Source organism: Exiguobacterium sp. BMC-KP (genome assembly GCF_001275385.1).
Taxonomy (GTDB): domain Bacteria; phylum Bacillota; class Bacilli; order Exiguobacteriales; family Exiguobacteriaceae; genus Exiguobacterium_A.
Map to the genome: position 1 here is coordinate 797,687 of NZ_LGIW01000015.1, position 19,413 is coordinate 817,099.

General features: G+C 48.2%; 21 protein-coding genes and 1 pseudogene. 14 read left to right on the forward strand and 8 right to left on the reverse strand.

What is annotated here, in order from left to right:
* Positions 1–6 precede the first annotated feature (6 nt).
* On the reverse strand, positions 7–2,265 hold the full coding sequence (locus ADM98_RS09810; protein WP_053453337.1) for a putative bifunctional diguanylate cyclase/phosphodiesterase: 2,259 nt from the start codon (positions 2,263–2,265) through the stop codon (positions 7–9).
* A gap of 244 nt (positions 2,266–2,509) precedes the next feature.
* On the opposite strand from ADM98_RS09810, the gene ADM98_RS09815 reads away from it, so the two are divergent.
* The 3 genes and pseudogenes from ADM98_RS09815 (at position 2,510) to ADM98_RS09825 (ending at position 5,170) form a co-directional block, all read left to right on the forward strand.
* Positions 2,510–3,802 carry a globin-coupled sensor protein gene (locus ADM98_RS09815; RefSeq protein ID WP_053453338.1) on the forward strand — a complete coding sequence of 431 codons (1,293 nt, stop codon included), beginning with the start codon at positions 2,510–2,512 and terminating at the stop codon, positions 3,800–3,802.
* A gap of 78 nt (positions 3,803–3,880) precedes the next feature.
* A complete protein-coding gene (locus ADM98_RS09820) occupies positions 3,881–4,576 on the forward strand; it encodes a hypothetical protein (RefSeq protein WP_053453339.1) in 696 nt (231 codons plus the stop codon).
* 36 nt (positions 4,577–4,612) lie between these two features.
* Positions 4,613–5,170: pseudogene (locus ADM98_RS09825) on the forward strand (GNAT family N-acetyltransferase).
* A gap of 62 nt (positions 5,171–5,232) precedes the next feature.
* On the opposite strand, the gene ADM98_RS09830 reads toward ADM98_RS09825, so the two are convergent.
* On the reverse strand, positions 5,233–5,862 hold the full coding sequence (locus ADM98_RS09830) for a lipopolysaccharide core heptose(II) kinase RfaY (RefSeq protein WP_235504872.1): 630 nt from the start codon (positions 5,860–5,862) through the stop codon (positions 5,233–5,235).
* A gap of 145 nt (positions 5,863–6,007) precedes the next feature.
* Here ADM98_RS09830 and ADM98_RS09835 point away from each other — a divergent pair, with 145 nt between their 5' ends.
* From ADM98_RS09835 to ADM98_RS09855, 5 genes are all read left to right on the forward strand, one after another.
* On the forward strand, positions 6,008–7,486 hold the full coding sequence (locus ADM98_RS09835; protein ID WP_053453340.1) for a carboxypeptidase M32: 1,479 nt from the start codon (positions 6,008–6,010) through the stop codon (positions 7,484–7,486).
* Positions 7,486–8,208 (forward strand): glycerophosphodiester phosphodiesterase, encoded by a 723-nt coding sequence (locus ADM98_RS09840; RefSeq protein ID WP_053453341.1) that lies wholly within the window; start codon positions 7,486–7,488, stop codon positions 8,206–8,208. Before ADM98_RS09835 ends, ADM98_RS09840 begins: the two co-directional genes overlap by 1 nt.
* Before the next feature lie 13 nt (positions 8,209–8,221).
* Positions 8,222–8,692, forward strand: a complete 471-nt coding sequence (locus tag ADM98_RS09845; protein WP_053453342.1) for a hypothetical protein — start codon at positions 8,222–8,224, stop codon at positions 8,690–8,692.
* Positions 8,682–9,239, forward strand: coding sequence for a guanylate kinase (locus tag ADM98_RS09850; protein WP_053453343.1), 558 nt, complete (start codon positions 8,682–8,684; stop codon positions 9,237–9,239). The genes ADM98_RS09845 and ADM98_RS09850 overlap by 11 nt, the downstream gene beginning before the upstream one ends.
* A gap of 69 nt (positions 9,240–9,308) precedes the next feature.
* Positions 9,309–10,166 carry an aminoglycoside phosphotransferase family protein gene (locus ADM98_RS09855; RefSeq protein ID WP_160315934.1) on the forward strand — a complete coding sequence of 286 codons (858 nt, stop codon included), beginning with the start codon at positions 9,309–9,311 and terminating at the stop codon, positions 10,164–10,166.
* Between the two features lie 76 nt (positions 10,167–10,242).
* Here ADM98_RS09855 and ADM98_RS09860 read toward each other — a convergent pair whose 3' ends face one another.
* From ADM98_RS09860 to ADM98_RS09875, 4 genes are all read right to left on the reverse strand, one after another.
* Entirely contained in the window at positions 10,243–10,488 is a 246-nt protein-coding gene (locus ADM98_RS09860; protein WP_053454528.1) for a hypothetical protein, read from the reverse strand.
* A gap of 84 nt (positions 10,489–10,572) precedes the next feature.
* Positions 10,573–11,058 carry a tetratricopeptide repeat protein gene (locus tag ADM98_RS09865; RefSeq protein WP_082318535.1) on the reverse strand — a complete coding sequence of 162 codons (486 nt, stop codon included), beginning with the start codon at positions 11,056–11,058 and terminating at the stop codon, positions 10,573–10,575.
* Positions 11,059–11,132: 74 nt separating this feature from the next.
* The gene (locus ADM98_RS09870; RefSeq protein WP_053453345.1) at positions 11,133–11,576 is read right to left on the reverse strand and encodes a MarR family winged helix-turn-helix transcriptional regulator; all 444 of its coding nucleotides are present in this window, start codon (positions 11,574–11,576) and stop codon (positions 11,133–11,135) included.
* A gap of 70 nt (positions 11,577–11,646) precedes the next feature.
* Positions 11,647–12,723 (reverse strand): GTP pyrophosphokinase, encoded by a 1,077-nt coding sequence (locus ADM98_RS09875; protein WP_235504873.1) that lies wholly within the window; start codon positions 12,721–12,723, stop codon positions 11,647–11,649.
* 140 nt (positions 12,724–12,863) lie between these two features.
* On the opposite strand from ADM98_RS09875, the gene ADM98_RS09880 reads away from it, so the two are divergent.
* Positions 12,864–14,000 carry a hypothetical protein gene (locus tag ADM98_RS09880; protein ID WP_053453346.1) on the forward strand — a complete coding sequence of 379 codons (1,137 nt, stop codon included), beginning with the start codon at positions 12,864–12,866 and terminating at the stop codon, positions 13,998–14,000.
* A gap of 130 nt (positions 14,001–14,130) precedes the next feature.
* Here ADM98_RS09880 and ADM98_RS09885 read toward each other — a convergent pair whose 3' ends face one another.
* Complete coding sequence (locus ADM98_RS09885) at positions 14,131–14,553, reverse strand: organic hydroperoxide resistance protein (protein WP_023468292.1); 423 nt, start codon at positions 14,551–14,553, stop codon at positions 14,131–14,133.
* Between the two features lie 108 nt (positions 14,554–14,661).
* On the opposite strand from ADM98_RS09885, the gene ADM98_RS09890 reads away from it, so the two are divergent.
* A complete protein-coding gene (locus ADM98_RS09890; protein WP_053453347.1) occupies positions 14,662–15,093 on the forward strand; it encodes a MarR family winged helix-turn-helix transcriptional regulator in 432 nt (143 codons plus the stop codon).
* A 17-nt stretch (positions 15,094–15,110) separates the two neighbouring features.
* Here ADM98_RS09890 and ADM98_RS09895 read toward each other — a convergent pair whose 3' ends face one another.
* Positions 15,111–15,566 (reverse strand): hypothetical protein, encoded by a 456-nt coding sequence (locus ADM98_RS09895; protein WP_053453348.1) that lies wholly within the window; start codon positions 15,564–15,566, stop codon positions 15,111–15,113.
* A 125-nt stretch (positions 15,567–15,691) separates the two neighbouring features.
* On the opposite strand from ADM98_RS09895, the gene ADM98_RS09900 reads away from it, so the two are divergent.
* Genes ADM98_RS09900 through ADM98_RS09915 form a run of 4 tightly spaced genes read left to right on the forward strand, consistent with a single transcriptional unit; the run spans position 15,692 to position 19,390 of the window.
* Positions 15,692–16,183 (forward strand): PH domain-containing protein, encoded by a 492-nt coding sequence (locus ADM98_RS09900; RefSeq protein ID WP_053453349.1) that lies wholly within the window; start codon positions 15,692–15,694, stop codon positions 16,181–16,183.
* Positions 16,180–17,628: a PH domain-containing protein gene (locus tag ADM98_RS09905; RefSeq protein WP_053453350.1), complete on the forward strand. Its 1,449-nt coding sequence runs from the start codon at positions 16,180–16,182 to the stop codon at positions 17,626–17,628. Before ADM98_RS09900 ends, ADM98_RS09905 begins: the two co-directional genes overlap by 4 nt.
* A gap of 34 nt (positions 17,629–17,662) precedes the next feature.
* On the forward strand, positions 17,663–18,580 hold the full coding sequence (locus ADM98_RS09910) for an alpha/beta hydrolase (protein ID WP_053453351.1): 918 nt from the start codon (positions 17,663–17,665) through the stop codon (positions 18,578–18,580).
* Positions 18,581–18,598: 18 nt separating this feature from the next.
* The gene (locus tag ADM98_RS09915) at positions 18,599–19,390 is read left to right on the forward strand and encodes a protein phosphatase 2C domain-containing protein (protein WP_053453352.1); all 792 of its coding nucleotides are present in this window, start codon (positions 18,599–18,601) and stop codon (positions 19,388–19,390) included.
* Positions 19,391–19,413 lie beyond the last annotated feature (23 nt).

A 19,413-nucleotide genomic window follows, 5' to 3' on the forward strand; every position in this document is an offset into this window, starting at 1 on the left:
TCTTGTTTATTGCGCGGAAGAGAGAGGAGTCTCGTCCGATGGTAACTGTTCTTTCAAATATAGAGAAAAAGCTTCCACCGACAAGGGACGAGCATAATGATAGCCTTGACCGATATGACAACCAATTGACTTCAAATACAGATGTTGTGCTTCTGTTTCGACACCTTCCGCAATCATCGTCAAATTAAGCGTCTGTCCCATTGCGATGATATGTGGTAGTAAGGCAGCACCACTCGATGTTTCTGGGCAACCGTCGACAAACGATTTATCGATCTTTAAGGCATGAACGGGTAGTTGATGCAGAACAGAGAGAGACGAGAAACCGGTTCCGAAGTCATCGATAGCACAGTGGATTCCCTGATTGCGGAGCATCTGCAACATCTTTCGACTGTCGGTGACGTCTTGTAAAACGCTCTCTGTGATCTCGAGCTCAAGATGTTCCGGGGACAACTGCGTCTCGCTTAAAGTTTCTTGGATCATACTCATGAAATGTTGATCCTTGAACTGTGGAACGGAGATATTGACGGCAACGACAAGTGGATAGCCTTGCTCATGCCAGCTGCGTGTCGTGCGACATGCCGTCTTTAAAATCCAGCGTCCGAGTGCGATGATGTGACCACTCTCTTCTGCGATCGAAATGAACTCGACGGGAGAAATCCGACCGAAAACGGGGTGATTCCAGCGAATGAGTACTTCCATGCCGATTGGTCGTTTCGTCAAAAGGTCGACTTTTGGCTGATAGACCAGTTCGAATTCTTCTTTTTCGATTGCCGCTACTAAATCAGCTTCGAGTTGGATCTTACGACTGAACCATTGATGGAGTTGTTCATCGTACCGGATACAGTGCATTGGTCCCTGTTTTTTTGCCTGAAGCAGTGCTGTATCGAGACAGGGTAGAATGTCTTGATGTAAAGCCGCGTCTTCGACAAGACAACTACCGGCATGGATAGTGACTTGGATCGAGTAGCCACGAAGTCGGAACGGGCGCACGAATTGGTGTATTAAGGCGTCTTCGAGTGCGGTCAACGATTCATCTGTTGCATACGGTAGGACAAGTGCAAACTCATCGCCACCAATGCGGTAAATCTCTAACTCATCGTGACGTAACAGGCGTAGCCGATTAGCGGTCTCGATCAAAACGCGGTCACCTATCGCATGCCCCATCGTGTCATTGACGATGGTTAAACGATGTAAGTCAAGTGAAATGACGGCATAAGAACGAGGTAAATCGGACGAGAGCCGTTCCATGAATTGGTGACGATTCGCGAGTTGTGTCAGTTGATCATGATAAGCGATGAACGTGACTTCTTCAAGTAGCCGGTTGTTACTACGCAACGTAAAGATTTGCCGACCGAGAACGAGAAAGAACAGCAACAACCAGCCAATTGATAGAATATTGAGGTACCAGCCGTAGGTAGATAAAACGAATCCTGTCAGTAGACCGATACTGATATAAGGCAAGATGAAATCGCGTTCCGTTACGGTGCGATGGGAGCGGAAAAGTCGTTCTTGTCGTGGATTGTGTCGGCCCTCTAAATGTCCACTCCATCCAATCGACAGCAGCGCGATGACCCAGAATATATCGACGAGATGTTCGAGAAATGGGCTACTACTAAACGTGAGGACGGTGAACATGACATCACCAGACACTTGAATCAAAAAACCAAGGACGAGAAAACGATGATGCGGTTTTCCGTGATTATAACGAACGTGATAATAAAGGATCGCACTGAAAAAGAGTAGCAATAAATCAGCGATCAGAAATCCGAATGTCGAAATCGTTCGTTCAAGTGTCGGGTTCAAGATCTCAAAGTACGGTTGTAACAAATAATACTCACTCATGACGAAAGCTGTCGTCATGAAGACAACTAAATTGAAGATATAATTTTTATTTGTGAAATTCAATCCGATGCTCCGCATCTTTGTGATTAAGGCTAAGACATAGCTGAAGTAAGCCAAACACCAAAGAATAGTCGAAGCAATCGGTTCATCGATTCGACCGTCTTTTACTTGACCGATTAGCCACACGCCATTACCGAGAACATGCAAAAGAAGGCCCGTGCACAAGAAACTTAAAAAACGGAGGTGCGGATTGCGGCGTTCGATGCGTGCCCGAGCCATCCAGTAGACGGCAATGAGACCCGCGATCATATGCAAGGCGTTAATTCCGATAAGGTGTGCCCATTCTTCAGTCGGACCAAAACGAATCCAGCTATAGAATATAAGGAACACAGGTAAGACGATGAAAGATACGTAACGCCACATGAGTCGAACGGACCTCCTTATTTGAGAAGTAAAGAGCATTATATAGATATCGGTCAATTTTTCCATTTTTAAAGAAAAAATAACCATTCTTCGTAAAAGACATCCGTGTCTTAAGAGTCAACGCGAAACATGCATGCCAATGTAATATGAAAAATTTTGGTTTTCTTAAATTATCCATTCAAATGTCATATACAGGCGACGATATAGAAAGTGAAGTCCACCTTTGAATGAAGGAGAGAAGCATATGAAGTGGTTCACGAAATCAGCATCACCGTCCTTTGATGGGCTCATCGAAGTCGAACGTCCCCATGTCGTGTTGAATGTTCCGTCATCCTTACATGAACAATTGCGTTTAATCGATTTACAAGCTGTCGATTTACAAATTGTACGGGTCATCCGCGAAGATGTATCCCGTTGGATGCCGAGTATGGTCGACGCGTTCTACGAGGAGCTGGTCCGTGTTCCATCCCTTCGTCAGTTAATCGAACATCATTCGACACTCGAACGATTAAAAGGTACGCTCGCCCGACATATTCTACAAATGTTCGATGGTCATGTCACGATGGAGTACATCGAAGCGCGACGTCGAATTGCCGAACGCCATGTTCAAATCGGATTGCATAATAAGTGGTACATTGCTGCATTCCAAAAAGTCTGGAACGTTCTTAGTGAGAAGATTGATGGCAGTGATTGGCCGGAAGTGGAACGTGTCCGGATCATGCGCTCGGCAGGGAAATTGTTCAACTTGGAACAACAGATCGTCATGACGATGTATGAAGATCAAATTGATGAGGAACGACAAGCGATCGCAACAGCGAAACGTCATGTCGGAGATGGCGTGCAAAAGTCGACGGAAGAACTTGCTGCCATGAGTGAAGAATCATCCGCGAATTTCCAAGAAATCGAGCGTCACGCAAAACATGTCTCGACGACGACGGATGCAATCTCGGTTCAATTGACGGAAGCCGTTGGCGAAGCAGAAGCAGGTGTTGTTCTAGTCGAAGAGGAGACACGACGCTTTCAGGATGTCGTTGCAGATTTATCACGAACGACCGAACAAGTCGCTGAACTGTCAAGCTTGTCGCAAGAAATCGAGCGGATTGCCGGAATGGTGACGACGATTTCTGATCAGACGAACTTGCTCAGTCTGAACGCTTCGATCGAAGCAGCGCGTGCTGGTGAGATGGGTCGCGGCTTCACGGTTGTCGCGCAAGAGATTCGTAAACTGGCTGAAGAGAGTAAACAATCGGCAGCTGAGACATCGCGGATTGCGCAAGAAATCACGCAAAAGATGCTCGTCGTCTCGGAACGGATGGGAACGACTGAGACAGCAGTTGTCAGGACGACGTCCGAGATGCAACAAGTCGTTCGTGCCTTTTCACGGATTTCTGAACAGACGGATGCTGTATCGCGTCAAATTCACGAACTATCGACGGATACAAAGGATGTCGCTGGAACGATTGAAGGTATGCGGAAGATCGCAGAAGCGATTGCTGAGACGGCAGATGATTTACAGGAAGTTGCTGCAACGCTGTGATTTGGTTCTCCTTTCTCTAAGAAAGGAGGATTTTTTTGTCGGTTTATGGAAAAATGAAAAGGGAGGTGTTGGTGATTCATGGTTCAGAGTCTAATATTGATTGTCTTATGCTTTGTCGCTTTAATGGGACATTACGTGATGACAGGAGAACTTGCCCCACGTGAGTTGTACGGATTACTCGGACTATTGGGTGTTGCTTTCTTGATCGGTGGGATTGAATGGTGGCAAATTCGGCGAGATTTGCGTTATCGAGGACTAGAAGAGGGGATGTCCGTTCGCTTCGCGGACCGGGCAAGCCGAAAGACGAATACGGTCTATTTAGCGCATGAACGGTGGCTGACGTTCTCACGTCAGTATGCCACGTGGTGGCAGGCGATCCTTGCGCGCTTTGAGAAGTTCGAATCGTTTTTCCTCGACGTGAAGTTTGAAGGGGATGGGGAACGATTACAAATCAAAGAGACAAGGACGGAGTGGTTACGCAATACGACACATTTCGTGATTCGGCAAGACGGACGCGATGTCGGAACGATCCGTACTGACGCGGCAGTTCGTCAGCAATTACGGCTACAAGAAGTCTTACTTGTCTCGTATGCCGGTCAGGAGTACCAGATTCGGTCCTCGACGGTCACGCGAAAGGTCGGCGTCTATCAAGATGGAAACTGCATCGCGACGGGATCACGACATGGGGCACAACTCGTCTTTGATTGTGACACGAATGAACGACTATTAGCCGTCGCAAGCATGATCGTCTTTCGACTGGTCTATTCGAAGTAATTTTATTTCAAATACCTTATTTGAAAAGACATAATAATGATACGATTTCAAAGAATTCCAGAGTTACATACCGAACGACTCCGATTACGGAAAATCCGAGTGTCTGACACGGAAGCCATATTTCAGAACTGGTTATCGGACGTCCGTGTCATGCGCCATTTGATCAAGGGACCACACGAGACGATCACCCAGACGAAAGCACGCGTAACAGAAATCCTCCTTTCTTACGAAAACGAAAACTTTTGTTATTGGGGGATGGAAGAGAAACGAACTGGGAATCTGATCGGCGTCATCGATCTATTCGCTTTTGATGCAACGACAGACCACTGTGAAGTCGGCTATTGTATCGGATACGATTGGTGGAACAACGGATAAGGTAGTGAAGCGTTATCAGAAGTCCTTGCCTTCGGTTTTCAAGAAATGCAGATCCATAAGATCTCAGCAGCCCATAATTGCGACAATCCAGCTTCTGGACGGATCATGCAGAAGGTCGGAATGATCCAAGAAGGGACTGAACGAGCGATGATCCGCAATGCCGCAGGGAATACAAGGATTGTGCGATCTATGGATTGCTTCGTGAAACGTATGACTTAAAACAGAATCAATAATAAGAAAAACGCGATGTTCCATCAAAATGAGGCGCATCGCGTTTTAAATTAACCTGTTTTTCGAATCGATTCGAACAACCGTCCCTTATAGACGTCGGCAATCGTATTGAGGAAGGTCTCACTTAACTTTTTCGGGAAGAATGGTTTCGCGTACACATAATGGTAGGCCTTCTTCAAGTCATCCCATTGTGTACACGGCTCTGTTTGGCGGAACCGAGCGACATCGATGATCCGTGTTCCGTTCGCCGTCAAGAGGATGTTTCGCAAGTGAATGTCTGAAGGATTTAAACCAACGGACCGCGCTTGTGCTAAAGCCGCATCGACCGTCGTCAAGACGGATTCCGGAATGAACGTCCCACTGACGAGACATTCAAACAATGTTTGACCTTCAATGTATTCAAGTACGATATAATCCGTACCATATTCATATACTTGCGCATACGTTGGAAAATCAGTCAACTGTGCGTAGATGCTACCCTCGAGGTTGGCAAGCGTTCGAAACGACGGGTAAAACTTCTTGATGACACGATCCGTTCCTTGGACTCGAAAAACGAACGCACTTCGTCCTGTCCCGATCAACTCGAGTTCGCTCGGATGACTTTCAATCGTGCACACGATGCCCGTTTCTTTCAATTGGATCGATTGTGCTAGCTCAGCGTCTGTTTTCAATGCTGTCACTTCCTTTCCTCCTTCATTTCTTATACCCATTATACGCTCATCTGACAGGAAAAGTTTCAAAAATCGCTTGTGTGTGAAAGTTTTGAACATTATGTGATATGCTAAAAATGCTACACTGTTACATACTTCAAGGGGGTTTTTAATCATGTCAACGACACAACAATGGCGCGACCATTTTGATGGTCTTCGCGCATACGAAGAAGCCGTCGCATTACTCTACTGGGATATGCGGACGTACATGCCGGAACAAGGAGCAACGAACCGTTCAGCCTCAATCGGATTCCTCTCGACGGAAAGCTTCCGTCGCCGGACAGGTGCGACGTACCAACAACTACTCACGGCGATGGAGCAAGAGACATTGACGGGGATTGAGGCAATTTCGTTCGCAAAAGCAAAAGAAGCGTTTGACCGCGATTCGAAGATTCCAGAAGCCGAGTACCAAACGTTCATTACCTTGATCTCGGAAGCCGAGAGTGTCTGGGAAAAGGCAAAAGATGCGAACGATTGGTCGATGTTTGAACCATACCTCGAGAAAATCGTGGCGATGGAACGCAAATTCGTTGAGTACTGGGGATATGACGCGCATCCGTACGACGCATTGCTGCATGACTACGAGCCAGGAATGACGGTCGCGACACTCGATCCATTGTTCGCTGAACTTCGTCAAGCAATCATCGGTCTACTTGGGCAGCTCGAAGGAAAAGACTTCCCGACGCTCGATTGGTCAGCAGACCGCGAGACACAGATCGCCTTGAACCAAGAATGGCTCCGCGATATCGGTTACGACTTCACGTCTGGTCGCTTGGATGAGACGGTTCACCCGTTCCAGACGACGATCAACCGGAAGGACGCGCGGATCACGACGAAATACGATGAGAACGACTACCGGAACTCGGTCTTCGGCACGATGCACGAAGCCGGACACGCAACGTATGAGCAAGGCATTGAACCAGAGCTCGATTCACTCGGACTTGGTGACGGTGCTTCGATGGGAATTCATGAATCACAATCGTTGTTCTTTGAGAACTTCATCGGACGTAACCAAGGCTTCTTAGAAGCACGTTATCATGGCTTACAACAAGCGATTCCGTCACTTGCTGACGTCCCGTTTGAACGCTTCTATGCAGCGGTCAACGAAGTCAAACCGTCACTCATTCGGATTGAAGCCGATGAACTGACATATGCGCTCCATATCATCATCCGGTATGAGCTTGAAAAACGCCTCATGACAAACGAACTCGAAGTCAAGGATCTGCCGCAAGAATGGAATCATCTTTATAAAGAGTATCTCGGTGTTGATGTCCCGAGTGACGATAAAGGCGTTTTACAAGACGTGCACTGGTCAGGTGGATCGTTCGGTTACTTCCCAAGTTATGCCCTTGGTCTCGTCTACGCGGCACAACTGAATGAAGCGCTTCGTCGTGACGTCGACAATGTCGATGGTCTGATTGCAGCCGGAACGCTTGCGCCAATCAAAGGCTGGTTGAAAGAAAACATCCATCGTCACGGGAAATCAAAGACACCGGCTGAATTGATCGAAGCGGCAACCGGACAATCGATTTCCGTCACACCACTTGTCAACTATTTGACGAAGAAATACACGCGTGTCGTCGAGGCACTCTAATGTTATGGTTCGCACACCGTGGTGTCAGTGATCGCTTTCCCGAGAACACGCTCGAAGCGATCGCTGCTGCAATCGAAGATGATGTTGATGGTGTTGAATTCGATGTCCATTTCTCAAAGGACGGTGTCGGCGTCATCATCCATGATGAGACCGTCAACCGGACGACGAACGGGACAGGGCGCGTCGTCGACATGACGTTCTCAGAACTGCAAACACTCGATGCCGGAGCACGCTTCAAAGGTGATCCGATCAAAACGAAGATTCCGACACTTGACGAAGTGTTGACGATCCTTGCGCCAGCGACACTCCGACTCAACATCGAGCTGAAGACGGATACGATCCGGTATGATGGACTTGAAGCCTATGTCCTTGAGCGTTGCGCGGCGCATGGTATCGCGACGGACCGGCTGTTGTTCAGTTCGTTCAATCATTATTCGGTCGCCTTGATTCGTAAGCTCGACCCAAGCGTCGAGACGGCGATTCTATATCCGTATCCGATCTATCATCCGGAAGAACAAGCCCTCCGGATTGGTGCGACTGGAGTTCATCCCGATTATCGACGGGTGACGGAAGCGGACGTCGCATTTGCTCACGCGCAAGACGTTACAGTCCGTGTCTATACACCGAAGACAGTTGAAGACGTCCGACAGATGCAAGCCATCGGTGTCGACGCTGTTATCGTCAATGATCCGAAAGGAATGCGCGACAAACTCGAAGGATAAGGAGGAGGAAGGGATGCGTAAGGACTACGTTTTCGTCATCAGTTTGTCGCTCGTCGCGTTATTCGTCGGACTCCAGCTCGGTTTTGCCCGCTTGCCGGAACCGAAACCGAAGCAAGTCGCAACGACACCGATGCGCCCTGCTGACTATAAGACAGGACTGACGTCAGCAAAACGTGAATTGAAGCAAATTCAACGCTTCACCTTAAAAAGCACTCTTCCTGCTAACGGAACGACCGTGACGTGGATCTACGAGACACCATCCGACGAACGGATCGCTGTCGATTGGTACTACGTCGAAAGTTATCCGGAGGCACAGGTCCAGATGACACGTAACGAGACGTCACGCATCATTTCGTATGAACGCTACCTGATCGTCATCCGACCGATATACGGGACGGTCGTCGATAGCGAACTCGAACAGTTCGCACTCCGTTTTACGGGTTACTTTACGACACAACAACAGGGGGAAAACGATGTCAGGTAAAATCATTCTTTTGATTGGTGGATCGGGCAGCGGAAAGTCTTCCCTGATCAAACGCTTGCGGACAGAATATACGCATGTCCGGTTCATCCCGTCTGTGACGACACGACCGAAACGTCCGACGGAAATCGATGGAGCAAGCTACCGCTTCGTCGACGTCAAGACGTTCCAGCAACTGATCCAAGACGATGGATTCATCGAATACGCCCATGTCCACCGGGCGTGGTATGGCACACCGCGTCAAGCATACGTTGATGTCCTTGAACAGGATCAGATCGTCATCAAGGATATCGACCCAAAAGGGGCGGCGAACTTCAAGCGCTTATTTAACGATCAAGTGATTACGATCTTCGTTTCGGTCCCACCCGACTTAATGAAGGAACGACTCTTGATGCGTGGTGATACACCAGAGTTCGAAGCGCGACTCGTCGATTACGAGGAAGCGTGGAAAGAGCGCGATCATTATGACTACATGATTGAAAACATTGATTTTGAGACGGCGTACGCCGATCTCCTTAAGATCATCGCTGGTTATATTCCAAAGGCATGACGAAGAGGACGCAAGTGAGCGTCCTCTTTTCGTCTGCAGAAAGGAGTGTCTATGCTACCCGATCATCCATTGTTACAGACAATTCAAACCGTTAAGCGGCTTCCGGGTCGATCGAATCAAACCGTCTGGTCCGTTAAGACGGCAACAGCGCACTACATCGTCAAGACTGTCATGGATCCGACCAGTCGTCAATATGAACGAGAAGCGAACTTGTTGATCCCAGAACAACATGGCATCGCTCATGCCTTACCACTAGCGACAGGACAAACAGCAACGATTGCGTACGGCATTTATCCGTATCTATCTGGACAAACCGTCCGAAGCGTGCTCCAGGAAACACCGGAACGAGCGACCGAACTCGGTCAGGAGACAGGAAAAGCATTGAAACGTATCCATGAGGTACCTGCTCCAAGTGAGATGACGTCTTGGAGTATACGCTGTCAGGCGAAACATGACCGTGATCGCCCAGCAGTTGAGGACTTGCTTGCATCAGAGTGGATCGAGCGACTCGATCAGTTCATCGGCGAACGACTTGCGTTACTTGAGACGCGTCCGAACCATCTGCAGCATGATGATGTTCATCTCGATAATCTACTCGTGCAAGACGGACATCTATCTGCTTTCCTTGATTACGGGAACCATGATTACGGTGATCCGTGGCATGATTTCGTCAAATGCGGGTTGTTTCAAGTCGAGATGAGTCCCGTCTTTGCCCGTAACATGATTAATGGATATTTTGAAAACGAAGTGTCGTCTAACTTTTGGCAAGTCTACAGTCTTTACATGGCGATGGTCGTCTTCTCCTCACTTGTCTGGACAAAGCGGTTTGATGCAAGTCAGGTGCCAGTGATGCAACGACGCGTCCAGCGGATCATTCAGGATCACGATGGGTTTCGACGCGACATGCCGCTTTGGTATGAGACGTAAAAAAACAACGGGTTCGTCTCTCGTTGAAGAGAAATGAACCCGTTGTTTTTAGTGAACCTTTAAATGAAAAAAGAGATTACCATTCGAATCCTTCTTCACTATACTTGCCGTTCGAATTAAAGAATCGTTCTTCTGTTTTACCGTTGACGGTATTCGTATACACGACGTAGACGTCGAGATGATCATTTTGGTCCGCCATTTTTTTAGCAGCTTTTTTAGCATCGGCTTCGTTCATGTACGTTTCCGACTTGTCTGCTTTCCCGTGTTTTTCTTGACCTTGTTCTTCATATCCTTCTACTGTCCAAAGTTTTTTTGATGACATCATTAACATCCTTTCCTTCCAAAGCGAGTTCGCTTGGCTGTTACATTATGCTGTGCAGACCAATCCACCGTCAACTGTTGCTGATCATTCTTTGACGATCTCGTCTAAATGATCGGCATAATAACGGAGTGCTCGGTCAAATGTCTGGATCGATGTATCCGACGACGTTGTAGCAAGCGTCTTGAGCAAACGACCGACCGCCTGATCGGCTTGACCGAGATTATACTCCGTCATCGCGAGAAATGCGTGTAAGGCGTGGGCATCCGGAAACTCAAGCAATGCACGATGGAGAACGTCTGACGCTTCTTGAAACTGTCCGATGACGCGGTATGTACTGCCGAGCCCGATATAGGCTTGCAAGCGGTCTTCACCGATAAGACCGAGCGCTAGAGCCCGTTCATAATAGGGGACAGCAGCATACTCCTCACCAAGGCTATCGTGACACCACGCCATCTGATAGAGAACAGTTGGATTGTCAGGTGCCGTTTCGACATACCGACGGACGACTTCTTTTGCTGTTTCATACTGTCCCGTCTTTCGTAATTGATGAACCGATTCGAAATCAAACATCGCGTTTCCTCCTCTTTGCGTCCACTAAAAAACGGACCCGGTCGTCCTTGACCGGATCCGTTCCATCGAACAGCTTAGACTGTTTTTTCAAGCTTTGTTAAGAGCGTCCGGAACAGTTCAAGTTCCTGATCCGAGAAGTCCTCGAAGACGTCTGCGAGGTAATCCATCTTCATCGACTCGAGTTTTTCATATAACTCGATGCCTTTCGGTGTTGCCCGGAGTTCAACGACGCGACGATCAAGTTCGCTACGCTCGCGTGAGATCAACTCTTTTTTCGTCAATTCGTCAGCCAGTGCCGTGATCATACTCGCTGAGAACTGAAACTCTTGCGAGAGAGCAGAGGCGATTTGCGGACTGTTCGCACAAAGTGATTTTAAGATGAAGAATTCGTTGCGTGTCAAATAAGTCGTGAACATGCTACGCACGTCCTTTTTGATTGCGCGGTAGTTCATCCGTAATCCTTTTTCCGTATCAACGATCAACTGATCGCGTTGTGCCACTTCTAGTGTAGTTGCCATGTATCCTTCACTCTTTCTATACCGTAGTTTCTTCACTCGTGATTTAGTATAGTGAAAAATTTTAGTTTAATCAATATTTTTCTCTTGAATCATCTGTTTCGACAGCACGGGCGACTTGGGCAACGATCTCTTCGACGTTGCGTAGCTCTGGGTAAAAGCGGCGGAAGAAGTAATCAATCCGGTGTGTGTCTTCCCCGGCGATCGTCAATGCCATGCAGATATAAGCGATTCCAATTCCTTGACGGGGGAGGAATGGATTCGGCATGACCTTCGCACAACGCAGGGCGAGCGGGCTGTGCGTCGTCACGGCTTCAATCAATTCCCCGTATGTTCGAATATCGACATAGTGGAACATCCGGATCAATTCATTGATCAATTGTTGATCGGAATCGAGCATCATCTGCGATGTGACGAGTCGTTTATCGAGCTCGTTAATGACCGGGGAGTGGTCGATGAAGTAGTTCAAGTTGTCTGCTGTGATCCGGACTTGGTGGGGATCAGACAAGATCTGCTGAACGGTCTCGTCTTCGAATTGTTTCAATTGTTTTTTGATGTTGACGAATTCCTGATCGGCGATCTCGAGCAGTCCTGCGACTCGGCTGAAGCTACGCCGGACTTCTGCCGGAACGCTGTTCGGATTTTTATACCCAAGGTCATGCTCGATCTCCGCCCATGCGTGCTGAAGAATTGAGCGGACCTGAATTTCAGCCGTGTAGTCCTTGAAACGACCATACTCGCTAAGAGCCAGTCGCTGATCGCTCAGTGACGCGACAAAGTGGACCGAGAGATAACCGAATTCTGTCGTATCAAGCAAAGTCGACTTGTCGACGGATTGATCCCGGTCGATCGCGAACTCGTTTTCAATGATTCGTGCTGCTTCTCGGACATCGTCATGGAAATAAGTGACGATCCGAATCCCAGTCAAATCATGGACGTCCTTGAGTGAACGGTATTTATTCGGTTGCCGTAAAACTTTTTGATACAGACTTTCAGAGTCTTTCGTCCGAGCGACGATTGAGTGGTATTTGATTCCTGCTGCGTCCAGTAGCTCGGACAGAAGCATCTTCAATTTGTCGGCGTACGCATCATATTCTTCCTTATCGTTGACATATTCAAGCATCATCGTATTTAAATCTTGTGATTGCACCGTTTCGCACCTTCCTCATCCTGTAGTCATCTAGCCATATTGTAGCACTCTGCTTTGTTAAACGCACAGCAAGACCCTGTTTGAAGCAGTACGATTCGTGGGAAAAAGACAAGTAGTACGTTTCCGGGAGGAGATTGAAAATGGAAATAGTGGATGCCCGTGCTTTACCCGCCGATCATATGGATGTCTTGCATGTCACCCCGTCGTCAATCTATTTTCGACGCCGTCTTGATGACGCCCGTTACCATATCAGCCGGTATGATCTTGAAGACCAGGAACAAGTCGATTTGACGCCTGAAGCCTTAACCGACCACGGACCAACCCGTCCGTTCGTCCGACACGGGAAAGTCTATTGTCTGAATGAACATACACAAGAGCAGGGTGGCGAAACAGAAGTACTTGTCATCGATCTGATGTCCGGTAAACGGGAACAGATTGCTTCGTTTTATGTCGAAGGAGATTTGACGCTTTACTGGGTACTCAATGAAAACTATCTTGTGTTTTTGCAGACAACGGATACGACGTCCGCATTTCTGTATGACGTTACAGAGGACTCTCGCCAAACGATTCGCGATCAACGACTGTATGGAATGACGGAGAACTACCGGGAGCTCTATTTTTTCCTCGTCACTTTAGAAGATAAGGAATACATCGTCTGTAACGCCCGGCTCGATGAGTTCTCGTTCTATGACGCGCTTGAAAGTGGCGTCATCTCACCGGAAGATCCGATCGACCACTCGGAAAGCTTGTTGATTGCTCCGCTCCCGACCTTGATCGAGGAGATTGAACAAGGCGTCGAGCACTTATCATTTGCGACTTTACTAAAATTAGACGGAGAAGGGGACACCGTTCAGTATCTCGGGGAACAGGAAGGTCACTTGATTTTCAGTGCCTATACCGACCGGCTGAACGAAGAAGTTTTTTACCGGATCGATACGGAAGCGAGTGTCGAAGAGGTCGCAAGGATTCAGTGGAGTGACTATGAACCACTTGACTTCACCTATGACGACGTCGAGTCGACAATCTTTATCGTCAATGACCGGTCCGAGCATCATCATGAAGTGATCAATTTACGCAACGGTGCCCGATTCCTTGATAAAGAACCGTTCGAGCGTGTCTTACGGGGGCGCTTCTATTTACACGAAGCAATCGGCGACGACGCTGAACCGATGGTCACGGTTTACGACTCGGAACACAACGAACGGTATCGGTTTGAAGACGCATATTATGTCACCGTGTCCGGGGAACTCGTCATTTTATCGGTCCATCAGTTATGATACAAGCGGTTGTTCTCTTTATGAGAGCAGCCGCTTATCAAATAAAAATAAATTATTTCAAATACCGTTATTATAATAAAAAAGAAAAACCAGCCGAGAGTAAACCCCAGGCTGGCTAGAAATGCTACACTTATTCTGCGTCAGTCGTACGTGTATAGACATCGACTTGGATGTTTCCAGCAGTCGCACGTGAGTAAGGGCAGACCGTATGCGCGACTTTCGCGAGTTCAGCAGCCGCTTCTTCCGAGATTCCGCGGACGAGAACGTCAAGTTCGACTGAAAGCATGAATCCGTCAGCTGCTTCGTTTAATGTAACGTGCGCTGTAACTTCACTACCGTCATGTTTGATGCCTTGTTTACGAGCGACCATGTTTAAAGCAGAGTCGAAACATGCAGAGTATCCTGCAGCAAAGAGTTGCTCTGGGTTCGTCGCTTGTTTTTTCGATCCTGGTACCGGCATTGCAAGAGCGACGTCAAGAATTCCGTCCTCCGATACGACGCGTCCGTCGCGACCTCCGACAGCTGTTGCAGATGATGTGAACATTGGTTTCATGTGTGTAACTCCCTTTCGTTGTTAGATTCAAATAAGTAGCTTACAATTAGATTGTATACAATTTAAATCGAATTGCAACTCGTTTGCTCACGATTGGAGGAATTTTTTATGAACCCGTTAGCCTTAGATGAACAACTCTGTTTTCCGTTTTATGCGATTTCGCGCGAGATCACGCGTCGATACCGACCGTTACTTGAGCCACTCGGTCTGACGTACCCACAATATCTCGTCATGCTCGTCGTCTGGGAAGAAGAGGGGCAGTCGCTTAAAGCAATCGGTGAACGGCTCCATCTCGATTCCGGTACATTGACACCACTCCTAAAAAAACTCGAAGCCGCTGAGTTGCTACGACGGGTTCGAAAACCGGAAGACGAACGTCATATCCAAATCTTTTTGACGGATGCCGGTCGCGCGTTACGAAAACAAGCTGAGAGCGTTCCGCTTGATCTCGTCCGGACACTTGATGTCGACGAAGAAGACTTACAAGTCGTCAAAGCGGCACTCAATCGTCTCGTCATGAAAATGAGCGACCCGGATTAACCGGATCGCTCATTGTCTTATTTACGGCGGAAGCCTTCTTCTTCAAGATAGTTTGCTGCTTCCTTATACGAGTTGAACGCACCATCGAGGAGATCGCCTGCGTAGACGAGCCACGTATCGATATCTTCATTGAGTAACGTCAATTCGAAGTGGTTATCGTTGATCCATGTTTCTTCAAGTGTTTCGACGGACTGGACCGTTGAGAGCTCTTTGATCGCATCTTCTAATAAGAGAATTAGAGCAGGTTCTGAGAATTCACGGATATTGACGAAGCCTTTTTCATCCGTTTCGTATCCTGGTAGACCAGCTGCATAGACAAAACCATTACCGTTCGGATGCAAATGATAGACGAGATTCTTCTTCTCATATTGACTATCCGGTAATTGGAAATTGACGCGCTTCAGCGAGACATCTTTTCGGACGAGCTGTGGGAAAGTCTCGATAATTCGTAGTTTTTCTTCAAAAGTTAACATGGTTCCTCCTTGGTGTTACAGTTCTTCACTTCTATATATGCGATGAAATCGAACAAAATGTCAACCGCTGTATGAAACCCAGCAACGATTTTAACCGTAAATGGAAACGAAAGGAAGTGTTTTTGATGTCTACTGTACAATGGCATACGTTGCCAGAACGATCGATCCGGGCAGAACGACTCGGATTGATTCCGCTCCATGGATTGATTGCCATCATCTTGATTGGTACGACGATCACTCAAATCATGTGGCTCGAGCTGACGCCTTGGTGGATGGGAATCGCTGCTTTGCTTTGGCTCATTTACTTCATTCCCCGTATCGTCTACATACCCGTTCTTCGTTTGAAGTATATGCGTTTTCGAATCGATGAGGAATTTCTCATCGTTCGTAACGGGATCTTTTTCCGCCGCGAAGTGACGGTGCCACTCGTGAAGGTGCAACTGATTGACAGTCAATCGGGACCGATCTTGCGGCGCTACGACTTGATCACGCTCGACGTCCGGACAGCATCCGGATTCGTCACGTTAGCTCGTCTTGACCGTGCCCAAGGGGACGAACTGCGAACACAAGTCGAACGATTCGCGAAACTTGAGGAGCGGGAGGAGGAATCGTTATGACACGGCGCGTCCATCCGCTGTTCATTTTGATGTCGAGCATCTCGATCATCCGTTCACTCCTGATTCCGTTTGCCGCCTTGATTTTAAATGCGATCCGTAAAGGGGAGATCAATACCTACACGTGGATTGGCATCAGTGTTGGGATTTTGTTCGTCATCCTCTACGGGGTCGCTTCTTGGTATTTTTATACGTTTACGATTGATGCTGAGACGATTCGTGTCCGCAAAGGCATTTTTCAAAAAAGTGAACGGACGACGCAACGCAAACGCATCGAGTCAATCGGGATTCAGCAAAACGTCATCGAACGACTGCTGCGTCTCGCGACGTTGACGGTCGAGACGTCGTCCGAGAGTGGAACTCCGGAAGTCGAGCTGAAAGGAATCCAGCTCGATTTTGCGAAGGAGCTGAAGTCGTCGATTAAAAACGATGGATCCGTCGTCGCTAAGGAAGAATCTGAAGAAATCGCCTATACGATTCCTGTTCGTGATTTAGCCTTGGCAGGTGCCTTATCAGGACGCGTCGGACTGGCACTCGTTGGGATCGGTACTGCTTATCAGTTCATCGACCAATTCATCGAACGATATGTCGACCGACTGTTCTCGGAACTCGCCCATTTGTCATTAGTCGTTTTAAGTGGGCTCGGCATTCTTGTTCTCCTCGTCATCTACATCGGCTCGATCATCGTCTATATTTTGAAATACGGCTCATACCGCGCTGTCTTGCAACACAATCGCTTGTTGATCGGCTACGGGATGTTGAACCGGACCGAAGTCGCATTTCACGCTGATAAGATTCAAGCCCTCGTCATTCAAGAAAGCTGGATTCAGCGTTTGATTGGTCGAGCGAGTCTATCCTTACACATCATCTCAGCGACCGGGGAGAAGGAGCGTCTGTTGCTCCATCCATTCATCCGAACGAACGAGATCGATGGATTCCTTGCGACATACCTACCGCGCTTTCGCCAATTCAGACCTCAGTACGAGGTCGCACCGATCGGCTTCCGTTACCGGGTCCGTTGGCCGTTGCTCGGTTATGCGCTTCTGTTTACTGCACTGAGCAGTGTCGTGATCATTGTCCTTGATTCCTCGTGGCGCTTCTTGATCTTGCTACTGTTCATCTGGTTACCGTTCTATTATTTGGCAGTGCGGAGCGGCTACCGAAAGACACGGTTTGGAACCGCACACGATCTCTTGATGTTACGCAAACAATGGGTACAAAAAGAGACGGTGTATACGCCACGACTGAAGATTGAGGAATTAACCTGGTCTGTCTCCCGCTGGCTCGAAGCAAAAGAGATTGCCCGAATTCAGATTCAACTACGAGGCAATACGGCGTTTAATGCCCTCTATTTCGAACGAACGGATATTGACACCTTACAACGGTGGTATAAACAATCGTTCCTTTCGAAGTCGTTAGCAGGGGAAGCTGAAACCGACGACGAATAAGGAAAGACTCACTGTCGGAAAGGAAGCGAATCGCATGCGCAAATGGGGAATCGGCATCGTATTGCTCGTCACGTGTCTGCTACTATATATCGTCTATGATGGATACCGAATTCAGAAAACATTAATCGGTCAGTCGAATGCCTCTCCAATTTTAAAATCAACGAGCGAGCAACAAGTGAGCCAAGACGAAACATGGTTCAAACAAACGAGCGAAACACAACAATGGTCAAAAGACGGACTCGTCCGTTTCGGTCGTTATCTAGCTGCTAGCGATAGCAAACAGACGGTCCTCCTCGTACCGGACGAGATTGGATTTTCGCAGACCGGTGCCTACGCACTGGCTCGCTATTATCATGATGCTGATTTTAACGTTCTCTTGATTGAACGTCGTGGACAGGAACGAAGCGGTGGGGTCCGGAATTACGGATGGCTCGATCGACTGGATGTCTTAGAGTGGACGCAGCGACTGCTTGCTGAAAACGGGAATGATACTCGGATCGTCTATCACGGACTTGGTGTTGGCGGTGCGACTGTCTTACTCGCTACTGGTGAGACTTTACCGACACAAGTTCGCGCCGTCGTCGCTGAAGGAGCTTACGCTCGGCTTGACGACTGGTTCAGTCTACTCGCCGATGAACAGATCCGTTACCCAGCACTTCCGTCTCTAACGGTCGCGAGCATGTGGAATAAGGGCGAACAGGATTTCTTTTATGGTGATGTCTCCGTGACCCGCCAAGCAACGAAAAGTCGTGTTCCGACGATGTTTATCCACGGACTAAAGGACGAACTCGTTCCGGTCCGGATGATGTATGAACTGTATCAAGCGAAGACCGGTCTCAAACAATTGTACCCAGTTCGTCATGCCGGGCATGATGAGACGTATACACTTGATCCGGACAACTACGAAAAACGATTACGCTTATTTCTGCAGCCGTACTTGCGGGATATGTAAAATAGAGGAGAAGTCGTCATGCACACTACACAGATATCCCATTACTGGGTCGGTTCCGATGAACCATTCGTCGACACACAACAGATCAATCAGTTCGGTCGGGTGACGCTCGGGCGATTCGGTGGTTGCGCAAGGAGCGGTCAGTATAAAAACGAAGACGGGGCTGCCATTCTGATCGGAGACAACTGGGAGATGACCGTCGTTTTAGACGCCCATAAAACGGCAGATAGTGCAGCACTTGTCTTACAGCAGTTCGCCCAACATGAGTCGCGGATCCGAGATGATTTAGATGCCCCACTTGCTGAAGCATTCGGACGAATCGAGACGACCGTGTTGGATTTGTTTCAAGACCCGGATTTTTTAGCAGCCTGTACAACGTTACAAGGCGAGACAGCATGTTTGATCGCTGTTCGAAAAGGACGGTTTATCTGGTGGTTATCTGTCGGAGACGTCGTCTTGTATCTGTTTCATCCAGAGTTGATGGGTATGGGACAAGCCGCTTTGAACCAGCGACAGTTCTATGAATGGATCGGACGCGCCAACACATTTGCTTTACCGGTCCCGAGTTATACGCGTGGCATCCGCGAGTTGCGGCAAGGGGAGAACCGATTGTTCGTGACGACGGACGGTCTGCTTGAGTGCCCCGGGACACCGTATGCTGAACCAAAGCAGATGGAGGAAACTTTACAATCAGGTGGTGTCGCTGAACTGCTCGCAACAATCGAAGCACATGGCGTTCGCGACAGCACGACGGTCGTCACGTGGACGGTCACGATTGAAGAGACGGTCACTCAACCCAGTGATACATGAAACAACCCGCGTCTCATCAAGAG

Bases quoted from the DNA above. Each gene is read 5' to 3' on its own strand.
- ADM98_RS09860 (WP_053454528.1), bottom strand. From the start codon at position 10,488: ATGTCATCAAAAAAACTTTGGACAGTAGAAGGATATGAAGAACAAGGT.
- ADM98_RS09900 (WP_053453349.1), top strand. From the start codon at position 15,692: ATGTCTACTGTACAATGGCATACGTTGCCAGAACGATCGATCCGGGCA.
- ADM98_RS09905 (WP_053453350.1), top strand. From the start codon at position 16,180: ATGACACGGCGCGTCCATCCGCTGTTCATTTTGATGTCGAGCATCTCG.
- ADM98_RS09815 (WP_053453338.1), top strand. From the start codon at position 2,510: ATGAAGTGGTTCACGAAATCAGCATCACCGTCCTTTGATGGGCTCATC.
- ADM98_RS09810 (WP_053453337.1), bottom strand. From the start codon at position 2,265: ATGTGGCGTTACGTATCTTTCATCGTCTTACCTGTGTTCCTTATATTC.
- ADM98_RS09880 (WP_053453346.1), top strand. From the start codon at position 12,864: ATGGAAATAGTGGATGCCCGTGCTTTACCCGCCGATCATATGGATGTC.
- ADM98_RS09820 (WP_053453339.1), top strand. From the start codon at position 3,881: ATGGTTCAGAGTCTAATATTGATTGTCTTATGCTTTGTCGCTTTAATG.
- ADM98_RS09890 (WP_053453347.1), top strand. From the start codon at position 14,662: ATGAACCCGTTAGCCTTAGATGAACAACTCTGTTTTCCGTTTTATGCG.
- ADM98_RS09850 (WP_053453343.1), top strand. From the start codon at position 8,682: ATGTCAGGTAAAATCATTCTTTTGATTGGTGGATCGGGCAGCGGAAAG.
- ADM98_RS09870 (WP_053453345.1), bottom strand. From the start codon at position 11,576: ATGGCAACTACACTAGAAGTGGCACAACGCGATCAGTTGATCGTTGAT.
- ADM98_RS09915 (WP_053453352.1), top strand. From the start codon at position 18,599: ATGCACACTACACAGATATCCCATTACTGGGTCGGTTCCGATGAACCA.
- ADM98_RS09910 (WP_053453351.1), top strand. From the start codon at position 17,663: ATGCGCAAATGGGGAATCGGCATCGTATTGCTCGTCACGTGTCTGCTA.
- ADM98_RS09865 (WP_082318535.1), bottom strand. From the start codon at position 11,058: ATGTTTGATTTCGAATCGGTTCATCAATTACGAAAGACGGGACAGTAT.
- ADM98_RS09845 (WP_053453342.1), top strand. From the start codon at position 8,222: ATGCGTAAGGACTACGTTTTCGTCATCAGTTTGTCGCTCGTCGCGTTA.
- ADM98_RS09895 (WP_053453348.1), bottom strand. From the start codon at position 15,566: ATGTTAACTTTTGAAGAAAAACTACGAATTATCGAGACTTTCCCACAG.
- ADM98_RS09835 (WP_053453340.1), top strand. From the start codon at position 6,008: ATGTCAACGACACAACAATGGCGCGACCATTTTGATGGTCTTCGCGCA.
- ADM98_RS09840 (WP_053453341.1), top strand. From the start codon at position 7,486: ATGTTATGGTTCGCACACCGTGGTGTCAGTGATCGCTTTCCCGAGAAC.
- ADM98_RS09885 (WP_023468292.1), bottom strand. From the start codon at position 14,553: ATGAAACCAATGTTCACATCATCTGCAACAGCTGTCGGAGGTCGCGAC.